The 17,735-nt window shown below is 48.8% G+C and carries 19 protein-coding genes; 17 read left to right on the top strand and 2 right to left on the bottom strand.

Features of this window, described 5'->3' with window-relative positions; all coding sequences use genetic code 11:
* The 16 genes from traD to PSF67_RS15825 all read left to right on the top strand — a co-directional run bounded on the left by traD (position 1) and on the right by PSF67_RS15825 (position 15,128).
* Positions 1–1,953: a conjugative transfer system coupling protein TraD gene (gene traD, locus PSF67_RS15750; protein ID WP_226617175.1), complete on the top strand. Its 1,953-nt coding sequence runs from the start codon at positions 1–3 to the stop codon at positions 1,951–1,953.
* The gene (locus tag PSF67_RS15755; RefSeq protein WP_052219382.1) at positions 1,950–2,327 is read left to right on the top strand and encodes a hypothetical protein; all 378 of its coding nucleotides are present in this window, start codon (positions 1,950–1,952) and stop codon (positions 2,325–2,327) included. The genes traD and PSF67_RS15755 overlap by 4 nt, the downstream gene beginning before the upstream one ends.
* On the top strand, positions 2,320–2,970 hold the full coding sequence (locus tag PSF67_RS15760; RefSeq protein WP_042847258.1) for a DUF4400 domain-containing protein: 651 nt from the start codon (positions 2,320–2,322) through the stop codon (positions 2,968–2,970). The genes PSF67_RS15755 and PSF67_RS15760 overlap by 8 nt, the downstream gene beginning before the upstream one ends.
* 88 nt (positions 2,971–3,058) lie before the next feature.
* Complete coding sequence (locus PSF67_RS15765) at positions 3,059–3,349, top strand: hypothetical protein (RefSeq protein ID WP_042847256.1); 291 nt, start codon at positions 3,059–3,061, stop codon at positions 3,347–3,349.
* Entirely contained in the window at positions 3,349–4,176 is an 828-nt protein-coding gene (locus tag PSF67_RS15770) for a DsbA family protein (protein WP_042847254.1), read from the top strand. Before PSF67_RS15765 ends, PSF67_RS15770 begins: the two co-directional genes overlap by 1 nt.
* 69 nt (positions 4,177–4,245) lie before the next feature.
* Positions 4,246–4,533, top strand: a complete 288-nt coding sequence (gene traL / locus PSF67_RS15775) for a type IV conjugative transfer system protein TraL (protein WP_237072359.1) — start codon at positions 4,246–4,248, stop codon at positions 4,531–4,533.
* Positions 4,530–5,120, top strand: coding sequence for a TraE/TraK family type IV conjugative transfer system protein (locus PSF67_RS15780; RefSeq protein WP_052219381.1), 591 nt, complete (start codon positions 4,530–4,532; stop codon positions 5,118–5,120). Before traL ends, PSF67_RS15780 begins: the two co-directional genes overlap by 4 nt.
* Before the next feature lie 168 nt (positions 5,121–5,288).
* Positions 5,289–6,383 carry a TraK domain-containing protein gene (locus PSF67_RS15785; protein ID WP_237072360.1) on the top strand — a complete coding sequence of 365 codons (1,095 nt, stop codon included), beginning with the start codon at positions 5,289–5,291 and terminating at the stop codon, positions 6,381–6,383.
* A gap of 7 nt (positions 6,384–6,390) precedes the next feature.
* Positions 6,391–7,779: a TrbI/VirB10 family protein gene (locus PSF67_RS15790; protein WP_052219380.1), complete on the top strand. Its 1,389-nt coding sequence runs from the start codon at positions 6,391–6,393 to the stop codon at positions 7,777–7,779.
* 2 nt (positions 7,780–7,781) lie between these two features.
* The gene (gene traV, locus PSF67_RS15795) at positions 7,782–8,315 is read left to right on the top strand and encodes a type IV conjugative transfer system lipoprotein TraV (protein WP_042847246.1); all 534 of its coding nucleotides are present in this window, start codon (positions 7,782–7,784) and stop codon (positions 8,313–8,315) included.
* Positions 8,316–8,722: 407 nt separating this feature from the next.
* Positions 8,723–9,466, top strand: a complete 744-nt coding sequence (locus tag PSF67_RS15800) for a DsbC family protein (protein ID WP_042847243.1) — start codon at positions 8,723–8,725, stop codon at positions 9,464–9,466.
* A 23-nt stretch (positions 9,467–9,489) separates the two neighbouring features.
* On the top strand, positions 9,490–11,979 hold the full coding sequence (traC, locus tag PSF67_RS15805) for a type IV secretion system protein TraC (protein ID WP_042847241.1): 2,490 nt from the start codon (positions 9,490–9,492) through the stop codon (positions 11,977–11,979).
* Positions 11,976–12,251, top strand: coding sequence for a hypothetical protein (locus tag PSF67_RS15810; protein ID WP_042847240.1), 276 nt, complete (start codon positions 11,976–11,978; stop codon positions 12,249–12,251). The genes traC and PSF67_RS15810 overlap by 4 nt, the downstream gene beginning before the upstream one ends.
* An 89-nt stretch (positions 12,252–12,340) precedes the next feature.
* Positions 12,341–12,793 carry a signal peptidase I gene (gene lepB, locus PSF67_RS15815; protein WP_226617185.1) on the top strand — a complete coding sequence of 151 codons (453 nt, stop codon included), beginning with the start codon at positions 12,341–12,343 and terminating at the stop codon, positions 12,791–12,793.
* Positions 12,787–14,046: a TrbC family F-type conjugative pilus assembly protein gene (locus PSF67_RS15820; protein ID WP_173424828.1), complete on the top strand. Its 1,260-nt coding sequence runs from the start codon at positions 12,787–12,789 to the stop codon at positions 14,044–14,046. The genes lepB and PSF67_RS15820 overlap by 7 nt, the downstream gene beginning before the upstream one ends.
* Positions 14,043–15,128 carry a TraU family protein gene (locus PSF67_RS15825; protein WP_226617178.1) on the top strand — a complete coding sequence of 362 codons (1,086 nt, stop codon included), beginning with the start codon at positions 14,043–14,045 and terminating at the stop codon, positions 15,126–15,128. The genes PSF67_RS15820 and PSF67_RS15825 overlap by 4 nt, the downstream gene beginning before the upstream one ends.
* Positions 15,129–15,178: 50 nt before the next feature.
* Here PSF67_RS15825 and PSF67_RS15830 read toward each other — a convergent pair whose 3' ends face one another.
* Together PSF67_RS15830 and PSF67_RS15835 are read right to left on the bottom strand one after the other, a co-directional pair.
* Positions 15,179–15,709: a tetratricopeptide repeat protein gene (locus tag PSF67_RS15830; RefSeq protein WP_042847238.1), complete on the bottom strand. Its 531-nt coding sequence runs from the start codon at positions 15,707–15,709 to the stop codon at positions 15,179–15,181.
* Positions 15,710–15,852: 143 nt separating this feature from the next.
* Positions 15,853–16,602, bottom strand: a complete 750-nt coding sequence (locus tag PSF67_RS15835; RefSeq protein WP_052219379.1) for an AcaB family transcriptional regulator — start codon at positions 16,600–16,602, stop codon at positions 15,853–15,855.
* 647 nt (positions 16,603–17,249) lie between these two features.
* Here PSF67_RS15835 and PSF67_RS15840 point away from each other — a divergent pair.
* Positions 17,250–17,720 (top strand): hypothetical protein, encoded by a 471-nt coding sequence (locus PSF67_RS15840; RefSeq protein WP_162762202.1) that lies wholly within the window; start codon positions 17,250–17,252, stop codon positions 17,718–17,720.
* The last annotated feature ends 15 nt before the right edge of the window (positions 17,721–17,735 follow it).

Genomic DNA, 17,735 nt, shown 5'->3' on the forward strand with positions numbered 1-17,735 from the left:
ATGCGCTGGCGTCCCAACTTTGAGGCGCTGGAAATTGCAGGCTGGGGTGTGGGGATTGCTGCCTCACTGGCGGTCAATGCCGCATTCAATATGCCTGCGGTTCCTTGTTATTTGGCTGTTGCGGTACAAGCGGCCTATGCGGCTCGTTCCGTACCTTCCGCATGGGATATTTACAAGCATAAGAGCCGGTTAAAGCGAAAGCCTAACGTTCTGAAAATGGAGTTGGAATCCGTTATTGATGTCATGATGAAATTCCCCGACAGCTACCTGCTGGGGTATGGTTTTGAATGGGGTCAACCTGAAGGTCAGTTAGCCTCCGAACTCATCAAGCGCGACATCAAAAAGTTCGTTAGCAAGGTGCCAGAAAACTTCATGGGTTTGGGTTGGATCCATGCGCTTGGTGAAAAGCAACAATGGATACGAGTCGCTGAAGATCTGCTGTCATTGCATACCCTGGTGACCGGTACAACCGGTTCAGGTAAAACAACATACTATAAGTTGCTCATCCTTCAGGCAGCACTGAAGAAACAACCGCTCATTCTCATCGACCCGAAAAACGATGAAGAGTTGGCTGACTGGATGGAAATGTGTCTGCGTTTGGTGAACCGCGAAGATAAATTCAACTACATGTCGCTGGCGCACCCGGAGAAATCCGCGCGCATTTCTCCGATCACCAACTACACTCGTGCAGGTGAAGTAGCTAACCGTATTACATCCGTTATCCAGCGTGCCGATGGCACCAGTGACCCGTTCGTATCGTTCGGTATCATGTCCTTAACCACAGTCGTAGAACTGATGAAAATCTGCGAATTGAAACCCACGCTCAAGAACGTGAAAACCCAGTTGGGGTCGGATGTATCATCTCTGGCTGATCTCATCATCAAATCAGTGACCAAAATTGGCCGTCAGGTGCTCGGTGAAGATGACTTTGACCGTATTTTCGCCATGCGCATGGATCGTTATGCAAACAAAGCGAAGGGGCCAAAGGAAATCGCTGATATTTGCGCCGAAATTTACCGCAACGACATCAAAGCAAACCGCAGCTTCCCAAGCATTGAAGCAGGGCTGGATATGCTCGGCCACCAGCGTGAGCACTTCCAGAAGATGATCCTCAACGTGATGCCTATCCTCAGCCAGCTGACTCAGGGTTTCATGGCTGAATTACTATCCCCGGACAGTGACGATGAATCCCAGTTGAATGACTTCCGCCCTATCTCCAACGTGCGCGACATCATCACAACCGGAGGCATGCTGTACATGGGGCTAGACTCCTTAGCGGATGCAGAAACTGGTTCGGCGGTGGGCTCTATCTTCTTGTCAGACATCACCAGTGTGTCAGCGGACGTGTACAACTTTATGAAACCACGCGGGGATGACCTGGCCCCAGTGATGGTTCTTATCGACGAAGCTGCTGAGGTCATTAACGATCAAGTGATCAAGATGTTGAACAAAACCCGTGGCGCGGGCTTCCGCCTATTTATTTCATCTCAGTCCACCAGCGACTTTGAGGCGCGCCTGGGGTCTGAAGCCAAGATGAAACAAATCGTCACCAACACCAACCACTTTACTGCGTTGCGTACCCCCGATCCTGATGCGCAAGAGGCCGTCATGAAGCGTGTACCAATGACCAAGTTCAAGTATGTCATGCGCGGGCATGGCTCCAGTGCTGGTGCTGACCCTGAAATGATCTCTGGTTCGGTCAGTGAACGCATTATGGAAGAAGAAGGCGAGTTGTTCCCTTCTCCGTTGCTGGGCTGGTTACCAAACCTTGAATTTATGGCAATTAACCAGGCGAACAAAATCGTCAAAGGTAAAGTGCCCATCATTATGTCACCGAAGGGAGATAAGGCCTTCAACCAGGCCAGTAAGAAAGCCCTGAAGTTCCTCAAACTGTACGAGAAGAAAGTTCGGGGTGAGAAGTCGCGTATTCGTGTTGGGGGTAAAAAGTCATGATCAAAATGAAAACCTATTTTTTACGTAAAGAAGATTGCAACGCGTATGACAGCTTAACGCTGGTGTGGCCGTGTGTTGAGCCTATTACGCAATCACTCATCTCCTTACTGCCTAGCACCCTGACTAAGGGGCTGGTGGCCGATGCGGTGCAGTCCTCGGTGATGGCATATAACCAACAGGTTGATTGCCCTCTAAATGACTGGGAACGCCTGGCGGTTTATTTCATTACGTTGGCTAATTTCGTCACCGAGCACCTTGGCGGAAAAATAGGGTTCAACGAGCTGGCAACTACAAGTCAGTTACCCCGCAGGCTGAATAGCGAGCTCATTAATGCGGTGGCGGATAAACTCGCATTAAGGATCTTACATGCTTGACCAATTAACCGAAGAGAAATGGCCCCAGACGATAAAGATGATTATCATCTTCAGTACGGCAATACTGTTCGTCATTTCCATGTTTTTCCCGGCCTCGTATTTTTACGAGAACGTGAAAAAAGAAGTTGCCTGGGGCCAGCGATTGATCGGCGATACGGATTTCACACCAGTGATCTCGGACGTCAACAAAAACTACCGTTCATTCTTTGTAAATACTGGAGTGGATGGCTTCTTGCGTGACTTCTATGAGCTCGATTCATCCGATATGGCAAATCAAGGTGGTCCACTTTTCCTTTTCGCTTCCATCTTCCGAAACATGGCCGAAAACCTGAATTACTGGTTTTATATGATCGTGTATCGATTGACCCTGAATATATACTGGCTTCCGTACATGCTTGTGGTCACACTTCCCTCTCTCTTTGCTGGGATCATGCGCTGGAACGCTAAGCGATACACGTTTGCCTATTCGTCACCGTTTCTTAACCGCCGCAGCATGGTGCTGATTGGTTGGGGGATTTACAGTATTTTGCTGTCACTGTTTGTCCCTCTGCCAGTACCGCCGATGATTGGTGCCCTCATCATGATTGTGATGATCCCAATAGGCAGTTCGTTGCTCATCAGTAACCTTCCAAAACGCATCTAAATTCCTCCCCCGAAAAGCACCGCGTTTTGCGGTGCTTTTCATTATCAGCGCCAAAACCGGAATGGTAAATTATCCCCCGAGGTGAACTATGAATGAACTGAAGCACGTCTATCTGTCCGGACTCTTGTGTATTGCCTTTTCAGTCTGTCTGGGCGCGGGTGTTCTGCTTACTGATAAGTCTGAGCAGATCCACGAGTTGAATACGGTCCTCCACAAGTCCAGCTACTTAACCGACCGGGACAAGATGGACCGTGAAATGGCTGAAGTATTGTTGCCACGGCTACAAGCCCAGCAGGAAGAAATGAAAAAACGCGGGGCAATAAAGAAACCTGACATGGTTTACGTCCCTGAACAATTACAGCAATCCCGAGGTTATTAATGGCTAAGCGTACAGGTTTGAAAAGCGTCATTTATGGCATTCCATTGGCTGTCATGATCGCCACTTCGGGGTTCGTCGCCTACACGTTGGATAAACAAACGCGCCTGCTTAACGACTTGGCCGTTGTCGCTGATATGCAGCGCAATGTCATCAGTAATCGGGGGGATTTGGAAGCAGCGTTCGACCGTTATATTGCGGCCTCTGGGCTAAAAGTCAACGAACAGTCTAAAGGGGCAAATTCGATTGGCTTCAGTACCGGTAAAAAACCGTCTGAGTCTTACGCGCCGTCTACAGATAGTGAGCGTATTTACGGCAATCCTGACGCACAGTTTTACGTCATTGAGTATTCCGATTTTGAATGCCCGTACTGCAAAACCCATTTCCCGCAAATGATGGATCTGGTGGATTCCTCGTCCGGCAATATCGCGATGGTGTTCAAGCACGTTCCGGTACACGGCCAGGCATCACGCACCGAATCTCTCGCCTCTGAATGTGCCGCAGAGCAAGGTGGAAATCCGGCATTTTATAAGATGGCACGGGCTATTTTTGCGGATACCCGCTCCGACGGTCACGGTATGGCAACGCCATTGGACAAATTGGCTGAAAACAATGGGCTGGATGGGCAGCGCATTATTGAGTGCGTTAACGCCGCTCGCCCAAGCGCAAAAATTGCGGAAGATGTGAAAGAGGCCGCGCGACTCAATATTCAACAAACGCCTGCAAACATCGTGGTGTACGGCGATAAATCGGCAATGGTGCAAGGCTCGGTCAACGGGACAGGCCTGATGCAAATGATGGCGCAATTGGCCCAAGGGGGTGAGAAGTAAAAGAGTCCGGGCATTGTGTTAAAGCACCCGAAGGGGTTCGGGTATTTCGATTCATAATTGGGGGTAAGAATGAGTGAGCCAGTCCACATCTCGCATTCTGTCGATGATCCGCCGAAGTTCTTCTTCTGGAGCGTTGATGAAGCGATGCCATTTTTCGTTTTCCTGGGTATCGGGGTCTTTACGGGCCGTATCTTTACGATGTCACTCATCGGCATCGTGATCACTCGGTTCTATGGCAGCTTTCTGCAAAAGGCGTCAGAAAAATACTTTCTGCATCTGTGTTACTGGAAGTTCGGTGTTTCTGTCGGGAAAAGCACCATTGTACCTAACGCATTCGACCGGGAATTTATTGTATGAAGAGCAAAGATTTTAAAAAGGGTTTGCTGAACATGAAAGGCGAAAACACCACGCTGAAACTGGTGTTGGTTGTTTCGATTATCTGCATCGGCATTCTCTCCAGCACATTAATGAACCGTTCACAGATCGTGACCATTGTTCCACCCAACCTGACCGAAACCACTTGGTTAGATGAAAAGACGGCCGGACAGCCTTACATGCAGGCATGGGCTATCTATTTGGCTAACTCTATGGGTAACGCAACACCTGAGTCAGTGGACATGCTGAAGAAATCTATCGGCCCATTCCTGGATGCGGGTATTTACACGCAAGTCATGAAGCGCATTGATGACCAGATTGACCAGATTAAGCGTGATCGTATCAGTCTGAGCTTTACACCGACTCGCGTATACCACGACCCCAAAGCCCCTGGCACCTACTTCGTAGAAGGCAGTCAAGGTCTTGAAGGGATCGCCGGTAACCCTATCGTGAAGCCCGTTACGTTCCAAATGACAATTGATGTGAAAGGTTACCGACCTGTGCTGACCTTTATCAACATCAAGCAAGGTAAAGCCGAATTGCCGAGCGACAAAAAAGGCGACAAATAAATCCAGGGAACACTGTCCCGTAAATTTCGTCACCCGCCTCGTGCGGGTTATAACCACATTGAGCGCTTTTACGATGACGTAAAAGCTAGGTAAACAAAGTGAGCAGCATTAACAAAACCGTCGCGGTAACTTCCTGTGTATTGCGTCTGTCACTGTTCGGGGGAACAAATGTTGAATAGTAAACACGTTAAAATATTGGCGCTGATGATTGCGTCAATCACCGCCGGGCCATCCATTGCGAATGGCCTTGACGTTAATAGCAATACACTGTCAGTCGATAACGGCGTCGTACTCCAGCGTTCTGGGGACTATGCATCTGAAGAGCCTGTTGTCGTTGCATCGAAAAAAGGTAATCACACAGCAACTGCGGGCGCATCAACCAATGCCAGTTCCAGTGATAATCCTGCCGTAGACGGCATTAACGTCCAACCGGTCCCTAACGCCATTGTTCAGCCTGTCCGATTAACTGATGATGTCATCCCTTCTCGCCAGGATCTGATTGTAGAGCCCGGCGTAAATACCCTGATCCCGATTTCTCTCGGCCAGCTTAACCGTATCGTGACGCCGTTCGAGAGACCAACAGTGCAGCGCTTGCAACTGACTGACGTAAAAGTCAGCGTACAAGGCAATGTGATCTATGTTTCAACGACCTCAACCAATCCGGTCGCACTGTATATCAGCGAAAAAGGTGACGAAAGTGTCGCGCTGTCTTTGTCTCTGGTTCCGCAAAAGATTGCACCAGTACAAGCTTCGTTAATGCTTTCGCGTAAAGTCGGTAATGCTCCGGCCGGAGCGGGGCATGCGCAGTCAGCAGGGGTGATGTACGGCGGTAACGAAGCCAAAGCTCGTAAATGGGAGCAGAAAGACAACTACGTCGAAACGATCCGAAACATTCTTCGGGCTGTTGCGTTGGGCGATATTCCTCCTGGCTATGCAATGGGCAATTTAGGCTCTGGTCATAGCATTCCAAACTGTAACTTCAGCACAGGTACAGCGCAGGACAATATCAAATACAGCTTTGCTGGCGGCCAATATATTCAGGGCAGTCAGTTCAGTGTCATCGTGGGCGTTGCGCAGAATACCGGCGCTTCTACCATCACGGTAGACGAGTCACTTTGCACTCACCCTAACCTCGCCGCGCGCGCACTCTGGAGCCGGAACACGCTCCAGCCGGGCCAAAAGACTGAAGCCTACTTTGTCATTCGCAATCAGTCACAGCAGGCACAGGTTGATGATTCTGTACGTCCTAAATTAGCGGAGTAATAAAAAGATGAGTAAATTGAAAGAACGCTGGGACACGCTGGACGCCAAGAAAAAACGTCTTTTTGTGTTGGGGGGTACGTTTGTTGTACTGATCCCAGCTATCCTCCTGCTGATGCCTGAATCGCGCACACCTGCGGCGCGCGGGCCATCAGAGCAAGTTATTTCCAGTGTATTGACTGACACTGACACCCAGGGGGTTAGCCAGAACGCGATCGCTGCTCGCCTGCGCGCTTTAGGGGAAGCGATTGAAAAGCAAAACTCAAACATCACGGATTTGAAAAAATCCATTAACGTTGACGAAATCAACAAGCGCCTGATCGCCATTGAGCAACAACAACGCACCGACCGTATTGAACAAGAAAAGCTGAAAAAACGTGTTGCTGAAGGCTCTACCGTATTGCCTTACTCCAAATCAGTTCGGTCAAAAGACGTCTACAGCGGCGATAATAATGCTAAGCAAGGTGTAGAGAAGTTAACGTCGGACAGTGTTCACGAAAACCTGAATAACGACGGCACGCTCCAACGAGTGTACGAAAACACCCAGCAGCCGAACCCCGCTGATTTTGCTGCGGATAAAGACGCCAAAGGTAAAGACGGTAAGGCGGCACCACAAGCAACGCCGGATATTATCTCTGTGCATGAGGACATAAAAGAGGTCGCTGCCGCTGATCCTGATGATGATCCAGCATTCCAAACCTACCTCCCAGCGACCTCAATCCTGAGTGGTGTCTTCATTTCAGGTATGGATGCACCGACGTCACAGAACGCTCGCAAAGACCCCTACCCAGCGCTTATCCGCATCAAGAAAGACGCCATCCTGCCGAACCGCTTCCGTGCGGACGTGCGTGAGTGTGGCATGTTGGCCGCTGGATTTGGCGAGCTGTCGTCCGAACGCGGCTACTTCCGCTCTGAGGTGATCACCTGCATTCGTGATGATGGTGCTGTATTTGAATCTCCACTCGATGCGTATGCAGTGGGGGAAGATGGTAAGGCTGGTGTACGTGGTCGTCTGGTTACCAAGCAAGGTCAATACCTGGCGAAAGCCTTGACCGCAGGCTTTTTACAGGCTGCGTCATCGTTGTTTAGCGTCCAGAACATTCCGACTATCAACGTTACCCGCGATAACAACAGCGGTAAGAAAAACAACACGCCTTATGAGCAAGTGATGAGCAGCGAAGCCCTTCAAGGTGCTGCTATCGCTGGTGTTGGTGGAGCATTAGAACGCTTGGCCGATTTCTACATGAACATGGCCGGTGATCTGTTCCCTGTTATCGAAATCGATCCGGGTCGCAGTGTCGATTTTATCGTTCAAAAAGGTGTAACGCTGAAATTTACCCGCGTCAAGCCTAATGGCAAAGCAACGCCTACCACTTTCAATTCTAACGGGACTCACTAATTATGTGGAAAAAACGTCTTTTAGCAATCTGTGTCGCAGTAACTGGTCTGGCCGCATTGTCTGGTTGTTCGCTGGTGGATGGGAATTCAGAATACGGCTGTAAAGGTATGCCCAATGCTGTCACTTGTATGAACATCCGCGACATCCACCAGCTGACCGATGGTGATGACTACCAAGATCGCATTGATGCGGTGTCGGAACAACAGCTGTCTGGTAAACCAGTAGATCTGAAGCGAAACAGTGTTGCAGGTACCGCCGGGGCTGGTGGTGTGGCAACTGGTGGTCGTTATGTACCTGTCCCTGCTGCTACCGCAAACCCTCAGCCAATCCGTACTCAGGCACAGGTAATGCGTGTGTTGGTTGACCCTTATGAATCCGCAGACGGTGATCTGAACGTCCCTGGCTATGTGTACACCGAAATTGAACCTCGCCGCTGGGAAGTTGGCGCGTCACATGCATCGACCCGGAGTGCTGTTATTCGACCAATGAGCACGCCTCCAGTGGCGGCACAAGCCCCTCAAACACCGAGCAAATAATGCTCCAATTGAAATTAATGCAAACTGAATGATTTGATATTCCCCCTCAAATACAGTCAGTTGTGTTATAAAAGCCGCCTAGTGCGGCTTTCTTTCATTTAGGGTCTCATTGCTATTTATAAGGATTGTGATTAAAATTACAGACGCATGGTAACCATACCGCATTTTGCCAATGCTGACATTCGATGTGTGACTTACCCCTCGCATTGGATAAACCCCACTCAGACATATTGGTAAATGGATTCATGCGCAAGGCCGTTCCCCCTCGAACGGCCTTACCTTTTTCTAATCCTGCAAAAATCCCCCTTAAAGAGAACGCTGTTTTTTGACCTCGTTTTGCTGGCCTTTTCGCTGTTAATCCGCCTTTTCACCATTGAAAATGTAGCCTCATTCACAGGAGCACTCCAATGACGCTACGCAAGAAAGTATTATCCCTGATTCTGTCCGCCAGCTTCGCCGCTTCCGCTTTTGCCGGTGCAGATGTGAACGCTGATACTGTGTTTAACAACAAAGCCTTCATGAACGCGCCGAAGGAAAGCAAAGACGTCAAGCGCTTCGTTGTGCCAACCAACGGCATTATCGCGCTGGAAGTTGACGGCAAAGTCAACCTGCTGTCGTCAAATGGCCGGTACCTGTTCAAAGGCACCATGTACGACACTTGGGCCAAGAAAGACCTGACCACACTTGATGAGATCACCAAGTATGCCAGCATCATTCCGATCAAAGAGCTGAAACTGAACATCGCTGATCTTCAACCTGCCGTTTGGGGCGACGGACCTAAAAAAGTCATTCTATTCACTGACCCGAACTGCGTGCATTGTGCCGCAGCCCTTAATCAGCTGGCTGACCTAGACCCGCACGAATACACCGTTAACGTTCTGTCCCTGGGTGCCCTCGGCGAGCCAAGCCAAATCCGTAACAAAGAGCTGTACTGTGCTTCAGATCGCTACCGTGCCGACCGCGCTATTATCGCGCATGAAAAAACCAAATTTGACCAGGTTAAAGACTGTGATATGCAGGCATTGGCACGCCGCACAATCACCGCTCAGGTGTTAGGCGTCAGTATGGTGCCATTCATCATTCGAGACGACGGTGCTTTCAGCATCGGCGCACCAAAACAAGGTCTGAAAGCCTTCCTGGCTGGTCAATAAGTTCTTCTTTCTGTGGGGTTAGAATGAGCGAATCAATCATCATACAGCGTTTGAAGTCTATCAAACGCTTCTCAGATGTGTGCCCGGTTCGGGCATACGATGAGAAAAACCACATTTTCCTATGTGACAATAAATATATCGGTTTCGGCTTCCTTTGCCGTCCCTTATCCGGTACCAGCGGTAAAGAGATGCAGCAATTACAAACATTGCTGTCCTCAAATTTCCCGGCGAAAACCATTGTGCAGTTCGACCTGATTGCCAGCCCGAATATCGTTGGCAAAATTAACCAGATGGACGTTCTGCGCATGGACTGTGATGACGAAGTATTGCGCGATGCAATCTACAACCGTTCTAAGTTTCTGCTTCACAGCACCGACTATCCTATGAAGGGTACGGGTACCCGTGTCCGCAACTGTTTGTTGCTGATCACGGTGAAGGTGCCGGTGAAAAACGAATACGACATGCGAGAAGAAGAATTCAACCTGATTTCTGAATTCCGCAACACGTTTGACACCACGCTGGGGATCATGGGCTTGTGCCCTGCTACACTGACGCGCGACCGTTACATCGATGTGCTTTCTTCCATTTTAAATCAGGGGGAAACTGCTTCGTGGCGTGACCGTAATCCGCTACAAGTGCAAGACGATTTGATGATCTCTGAGCAACTGGTTGACCCTGACCGAGAGTTCTTCATTCGCAATAAATACTGTGCCTTCGGCAATCCAGAAGACGAAGACCAGCGAGGTGAGCGTCACACAGGCACAACATTTGTGCGCACATTAAGCGCCAAAAAACTACCTAAGCGGTTTTTCCCTGGGCAAGCTCAATATTTCCTCGGCGATATGATGAGCGGCGCTACTGGTATTAAATCGTCCTGCATTATCTCCATGAGCATGATCTTCTTCGACCAGCAAAACGCGAAGACCAAGTTCACGCAAAAGCGTAACTGGATCGTGCAGCAAACCGATGGGCCAATGGTGAAATGGATCCCATCGTTGAAAACTATCCGAGAAGGTTACGACCTGCTGAGTGACAAGCTGGACAACGGCGAGCCAATTTGTAAAGCCAAATTCACAGTGACTATCTTCTCAAACTCCAAAGACGGTGTATTCCGTGCTAGCCAGGAAGCGGCCAGCTACCTCAACACCTATCAATTCAAAATGATCCCGGATAGCTACTTTGTTGCGCCTATTTTCCTCTCGTCCCTGCCTATGTTCAACGAGGCTGGTGCTGAGAAATCAATGGGCCGTTACCGCACGCTGGCACTGAGTGAAGCTTTGGTTATCTCACCACTTTACGCTGACTGGCAAGGTACCAGTAACCCGGCGTTAATGCTGACTTCCCGATCGGGGCAGGTGCAGATGCTCGACCTGTTCGACTCTGATACAAACTACAACGCCTGTATTGCGGCAGAGTCCGGTTCTGGTAAGTCGTTCTTAACCAACTACATTATTACCGCTTATCGCAGTCTGGGAGCGAAGGTGTGGTGTATCGACGTAGGGGACTCGTACAAAAACATTTGTGAGACCTACAACGGGGACTACCTGGACTTCCATCCGGATAAGAAGCCATGTCTCAACTTCTTTGAACTGATTGAAGACTACTTCGGTGAAAACCCGGATAACGAAGACGGCGGTGAAGAAGACCTGATTATCGGTCTCCTATCTGTGATGGCTGCGCCTAAGGCTGGTCTGAACGACTTCGAAGAAGCTCGTATGAAAGAACACGTTGCCAATCTCGTTCGCAAGCACGGTAAAGAGACTACCGTTGATATGGTTGCGGAATCACTTCTGGCGGATGAAGAGAACGACATTAAACGTTTGGGGCACCAATTGTACCCATTCACCAGCCGGGGTCAGTACGGCAAGTTCTTCGTAGGCAAAAACAACATTGACTTCCGTAACCCGTTTACGGTTCTGGAACTGTCGCGCCTGGAAAGCTCTGAGCACCTGAAGCAGGTTGTGCTGTTACAGCTGATTTACCAAATCCAGCAAGACATGTTTATGGGCGATCGCGGCCAGATGAAAATCGTGGTTATCGATGAAGCCTGGGCTTTACTCAAAGGAAACATCGGCGCGTTCATTGAAAAAGGTTACCGCCGCTTCCGTAAATACAACGGCGCTGCCATTACGATCACGCAATCCATTAACGATATTTACAAAGATAGCGTCGGAAAATCTATCGCCGACAACTCTGCGTTTATGCTGTTACTGGGTCAGAGTGAATCTGCGATCAACGAAGCTCAGCACCACCAGCGCTTAGCACTGGATGATGCAGGGTACCGTTTCTTGAAAACGGTGCGTTCAAGCCGAGGGGTTTACTCCGAAATTTACGTTATCTCCAAATCCGGTCAGGGGATTAGCCGGTTGATTGTGGATCCGTTCTCCATGCTGCTGTACTCGACAGCGCCGGATGACGTGGCAGCTATCAGAAAACGTAAAGCACAGGGCATGTCCACCCAGGATGCCATCAATTCAATTCTTGAAGAACGACAACGAGGTATAGCCGCATGATTAAGACCGCAGCTGTTTCATTACTCTGCGGGTTTCTGGGAGCCGCCCTTTATGGGCGGTTCGTCCCTCCCGCTGCACCAACTGACTACATTGCTGTGGTTAGTTATACCGGGGCAAATGGAAAGGTTCTCAGCGACCCTCAAATCAAACTGGTTCATGCGCGCGCCGAGGCAATGGCGAAAGCTGGCTACATGGTCCTCAATGAGTCCGCTCTATACAAATATCCTGCCTATATGCAGATCCCGCAAACAGTTTCTTCGTCAGGCAACTAACCGGGGGTATCGTGGTCATGGCCGCAGCGAACTCACTTTGGAAGAAGATTTATAAGCAAAAGCGACCGTGGAAAAAACATGCTTTGCTGATGTTGCTGGTGGGGGCGATCTCTGCGCCATCAAGTTATTACGTGTTGCATCGTTTCGAAATTGGTATTGACCCTCAAAATAACCAGTGCTTACCCCCTTACCGTATTTATCTGGTAGATAAGCACGACACTACCCCCGTTAAAGGCACTACCTTTGCTTTCAGTTCGAAATACATGGGTGAGTCAGGGAAAGGCATCAAAATGGTGGACGGGGTCGGTGGGGATGCCATCTCTGTGAATGATGAAGAGACCACAGTAAATGGTTCGATGGTCGGTGAAGGCCTAGCGCTTGCCACAGAATCAGGTCACACCCCTCAAGAACTTACTCGCAATGGAGTTATCCCTGAGGGTCGGATCTGGCTTATGGGCCGAACAAAACTCAGCTTCGACTCTCGCTACTGGGGATCGGTGCCGGAAACACAAATCATAGGAAGGGCCTACCCGATATGGTAATCCAACTAAAAGTCACGAAGTTTCGCAAAGCTCTCATCGCATTGGCCGTGTTTAGTAGCATGGCCTATTCTGTCAGTGCGGCATCACTGCCTTTGACGGATTTACCCTCTCGCCCTGCTGAGGTAACGGATAATGAGAAGGCCGATATTGATAGCCTCATCCGTGTAGCAAGAGAGCAACAAAAAAATGAAGAAGCTAATGCAAAGTCAGCGCGTGAAAATAACCGCGAAATGCTTCGAAAAATGCCAGAAACGCGTACTGACAATGAAATGATAAGTGACACTGTCACTGGCGCAATTGCAGATGCTGACGTTGCGGACGGTAAACAAAACAAAATGGCCGGTGATTTTTACTATGTGCTAGTTTCTGCATCACTGTCTGATAAGGAAATTAAAGACATGATGACCGACTACGATGGCCGCAGGGATGTCTCGTTGGTTATTCGTGGCGTTACTGATAAAGCAAAATTAATGGACGAACTCACTCGCTGGCAACAGCTGGTGCTCGACTCCGGTGCAGAAGTGACAGTTAATCTGGATCCGGTCATCTTCAAAGATAATGCCGTTACCGCAGTTCCAACCATCATCCATGAGAAAGATGGTGAGTTTGTAGCCAGCGTATCTGGCATCTCGAATATCGACTTCCTGAAGGGTAAAACCGGTAAGCTGGGTACCGCAGGCCCTACGAAAGAAGTCGTGGAGCGCAGCCTGCTGGACATGATTGAAGAAGGGGTTAAAAATCTCGACTTTGAGCAAATGAAAAAAGACGCTTTGAACAACTATTGGCCTCGCCAGCGCCAGGAATTTGAAGTGTTCCCGACAGTTAAGAAGCGCGCAACCCACACCATCGATCCTACGGTAATCATTCCCCAAGATATTGTCACGCCTGAAGGGGTTGTCGTCGCTAAAAAAGGAAAGGTGAATCCGTTAGATGTGATTCCGTTCGGCCAGAAGCTGATAGTGTTTGATGCCAGCGTGCCGTGGCAGCGTGACTTTGCGCGCCATGAGTACGAAAACACGGAGCCAGGCATCAATCCCATTCTGATCACAACGAACGTATACGGTGATGGCTGGGATACGTTCAAAGATGCAGCGCAGCATTACGGTGAGAAAGCCCGACTCTACATGATCCAGCCAGGTATGTCTGAGCGCTTTGGTATTGAAGCGGTACCCAGTATCGTCACTGCTGACAGAAAAGTATTCATCATCAATGAGTACCCTGAAGCCAACTATGCTAATAAGGTGGCAAAATGAAATCCTTACACAAAAAATTAAAATCATTCAGTTTGCACCTAATCGCTGCCACGGCTGTTTCCTTATGCTTTGCAGGCAATGCAATGGCTGATAAAACAGCCGAGACTGCGCCTGCGGTGAATGAGGTATGCCGTGATAATCAACTTCTTTCCTTCAAGCTTTTTACCGACGTATGCTGGGGGTGTATTTTCCCAATCAAGGTTGCAGGAATTACAATGGGCCCCTCCGGTAAAGTGCCAGACAATGCCGCTAGTGGTATGGCGTGTGCTTGCCAAGACGGTCTTGGGGTGTATCACCCAGGCGTGCTGACAGCTATGTGGGAGCCCCGCAAAATCATCGAACTGACACGCACGCCAGGCTGCATGTCTTCGCTGGGAGGGGTTAACCTTAACCTCGGCAATAACCTTCAGTACGGCATCCAAACCGACGGCGGTGATGAAGAGCGACGTAATAAGTTTTCAATCAGCTTCTATAACGCCCACATGTACGCTCTTCCTCTGTTGCGTATGCTTGACCTGTATTTGCCGGGGCAATGTACTGCTGACCCGTACAGTGACTTTGATGTGGTTAGTTTCTCTGAGATTGACCCAACCTGGAACAACACAGCTTTGGCTTTCTTCCAGAACCCGGAATCGGCTGCGGTTGCAAACGTCGTGGCACAGCAAGCTTGTGCATTAGAGGCAGCGGCTCAATTCGCGGGGAAACAACCAATGGACTCGCTTTGGTGGTGTGCGGGCTCTTGGGGAGGGCAATACCCATTGACGGGATCGGTGCGCAGTATGGACACGACTCGAACAACCAGCTTGGCCGGTATTCGCGAGCTTGCTGTTGAACACCGTCGTGGTTTGGCTTACCGGACTATGGGGAATGATACAGTCTGCCGGTCAAAGATCTACCCGACCTTACCTAAGCAGCAATACAAACTGAATATGTTCAGTCCGACACCTGAAACCAAAGAAGGCCATGAAGTCGGTGAATCCCCATATCAGTGGCAAGGTGGAATGTATCGCTACCCCACAGGAAAAGGCCAAGATTCAACATACATGATCTATCAATGGATGGATTGCTGCCGAACTATTTAACTCGCAGTTTTGATTGAATCAGACCCTTGTATATCTACAAGGGTTTTTTATTACCACCCTATTTGTGGAGTTACCGTAATATCACATTCTTTTGAAGAACTTTGTCTGCATGAATCTTTCAATTTTTCAAAAGCGATTATGTATTCTTCAGCTGGCTTATACCCTTTAACCTTTGCTTTATTAATCAGAAAAATACCGAAATCAACATCTTTGGGAAATCCAGCACCATCTATATACATTGTTCCTAATGTAAATTCCGCCCTGGCAGAGCCTTGACCTGCGGCCTGGTGAAACCAATATCCTGCTAACCGATAGTTAACCTTACCGTTTTTTCCGAAGTAATAATGTAACGCAAGGGATTCCTGGGATTTAAGATGGTTTTGTTTGGCAGCTTTAAGAAATGATTGTTCTGCGAGGTCGAACTTACCCTCGTTCGAATACCGCCAACCTTCTTGATACAGATTTTCAAGATCGTTCGTGATTTGCGTGTGGGGGGGATTTGTATTTTGTTGCTGTGTATTTGCACCTAGGGCAGGAAGGCACAAGGAAAAAGTTAGCAGAGCAATGGCTGTCTTCTTCATAGAAACCTATTTGTTATTTTATTAATTAAATCAAACAGAGGATGCGAAGAACGTTAACAAATATTTCACTAATTGCAAGCAAGCGCATACAGAAAAGGCAGGTGGGTGGCCTGCCTTGGTGAGGGGGCTTGATGAGAGGGTAATTACGCTTCGGTATGGCTTTCGGTTTGCGTGGCTTCAGCTTCGCTTTGCTCTTTGTTCGCTGGGCTCGCAACATCTGCATTCTTGCCATTATTGTCGTTCAGTTCTTCGACAGTGGCCGATGCGTGCCGGTCAAGGGTGTTAACCATGTTGCGAATACTGTCGCGCAAGCGGGTTTTATAGTCATCCACTTCATCCTGATTAAACAGGTTGTTCAACCACAAGCGATCAAGCAGCGTTATCAGCTCATCGAAGCTACGGAACAAACGCACTACACGCATGGCATCAGGAGTACGTACTCGAATGCTGTAGTCGCGCGGGGCCGTATACGAAACCTCTTCAATACGACTCGTTCCAGAAGCCTCGGCCTCTTCAAGAACTTTAGTCAGCGTTGAAATGCCGAAGCTAATTTCTTTTTCTGGTCCCGCCAGGATTTCACTCACGGCTTTTTTGGTGCGGTCAATCGCCCCTTTTACACCGAGGCGTTCCAGTCCGGTGCTGTTAATGGTCAGATTAAACAGCGCCTTTGACATCAAATTGTAGTGGCGTTGCTGCATGCGAATACCTTCTTGCGTTTGCAGCTGGAACGGTACGGTGATCTCCGGGTTAGAGTATTCGCGGCGTTCGCGTGTAGGTGCCTGCCCTTTGTTTTGCGTAGGCTCCGGCGAACGTGTACGGTTGCCACGGTTGTTACGTTTGATTTGACCCTGCTTTGCGTTATCAGTCACTTTAGCCTTCTCTGTAGTTGCCATGATTTATCCTCACATTTAGTCGCATTTAAGCCTGACTATTTAGTCATACGAAAACGGTCAAGTCATGGGAAAAGGCCAGCATTTCGCGGAAGAAAAACAGTTCTTGATTTGACTGGTTATCTGAAGTAGGCTTTTGTAACAGCCTAGCTGATGGCCTACTCTCTTCTCAGCATAACTTCAAACGCGAACCCGTAACTTCGGTGTGAATATACCACCGCCCCCTGGTAGCCTAACTGGCTTTCCTCACGGGTTTCGCACGCCTAAATCAGGCCAGAGCATCTCTGACGTGTTCTTGTTCTTTGAACAAAACATGTCACCTTGCCGCCCTAGCAAAGGGTATTTTTGGATCTCAATCCAAACCAAAAAAATTGTTAACTTCCTCTTATCTCAACTCCTGCGTTTTGTCTGTGTCCGGACTTCGTTTTTACGATGTCTGTCGCTTTGTTTACATCCATTGAATCCTCACATTTCAGGGTGTTTCTCTGTGGCCGGACTTCGCATATAAATTTATGGTGAATATTATGTCTTCTTTCGAATTGCAAGGCTTTGTTTATATTGGCATGTTCCTCTCGTTGTTCTGGCGTCCTAAGAACGCTTCGTTCGTAGTGCCAGCTGGCATTGCTTTTTATATTTTCACGGCTGGATTTGTGCAATCCACTATTCCTTTAATCATTGCCTGTGGCTGTCTGACTCTGTCAGCTGTTGTTCTGGCTGTTCAAATCATGTCTCGTTTCTCTACTGAAGATGACGAACTTGATGAGTCTGACGATTCTGATGATTCCACCACTTCAAGCGCCAAGCGTCCTTCTCGCACTGTTATCACTGAGCACGAAGGTAAGTTGGTTTCTTTTGGTATGGCTCATTGGAAAAATGACCGTTCAAACGATATGTCCTTCTATGTTGAAATCGAAGGGCAAAATAAAGTTTGGGCTATTGGTCTTAAAAAAGCTGTCGAGAATTCTGGTGCTAAAATTGGTGACACTGTTGTTTTCTGGAAAGACTCCGAAGTGCGCACCAGTAAAGCTCAGGTTCTTGATCGCAAGGGTAATGTGACTGGTTATCGCGACCTTGAAACTGACAAACGTCGTGGTCTCTGGATCATGGAAGTTGTTAGCTGATATTCACTAATCTCT

The organism is Providencia sp. PROV076 (genome assembly GCF_028483405.1).
Lineage (GTDB): Bacteria > Pseudomonadota > Gammaproteobacteria > Enterobacterales > Enterobacteriaceae > Providencia > Providencia huaxiensis.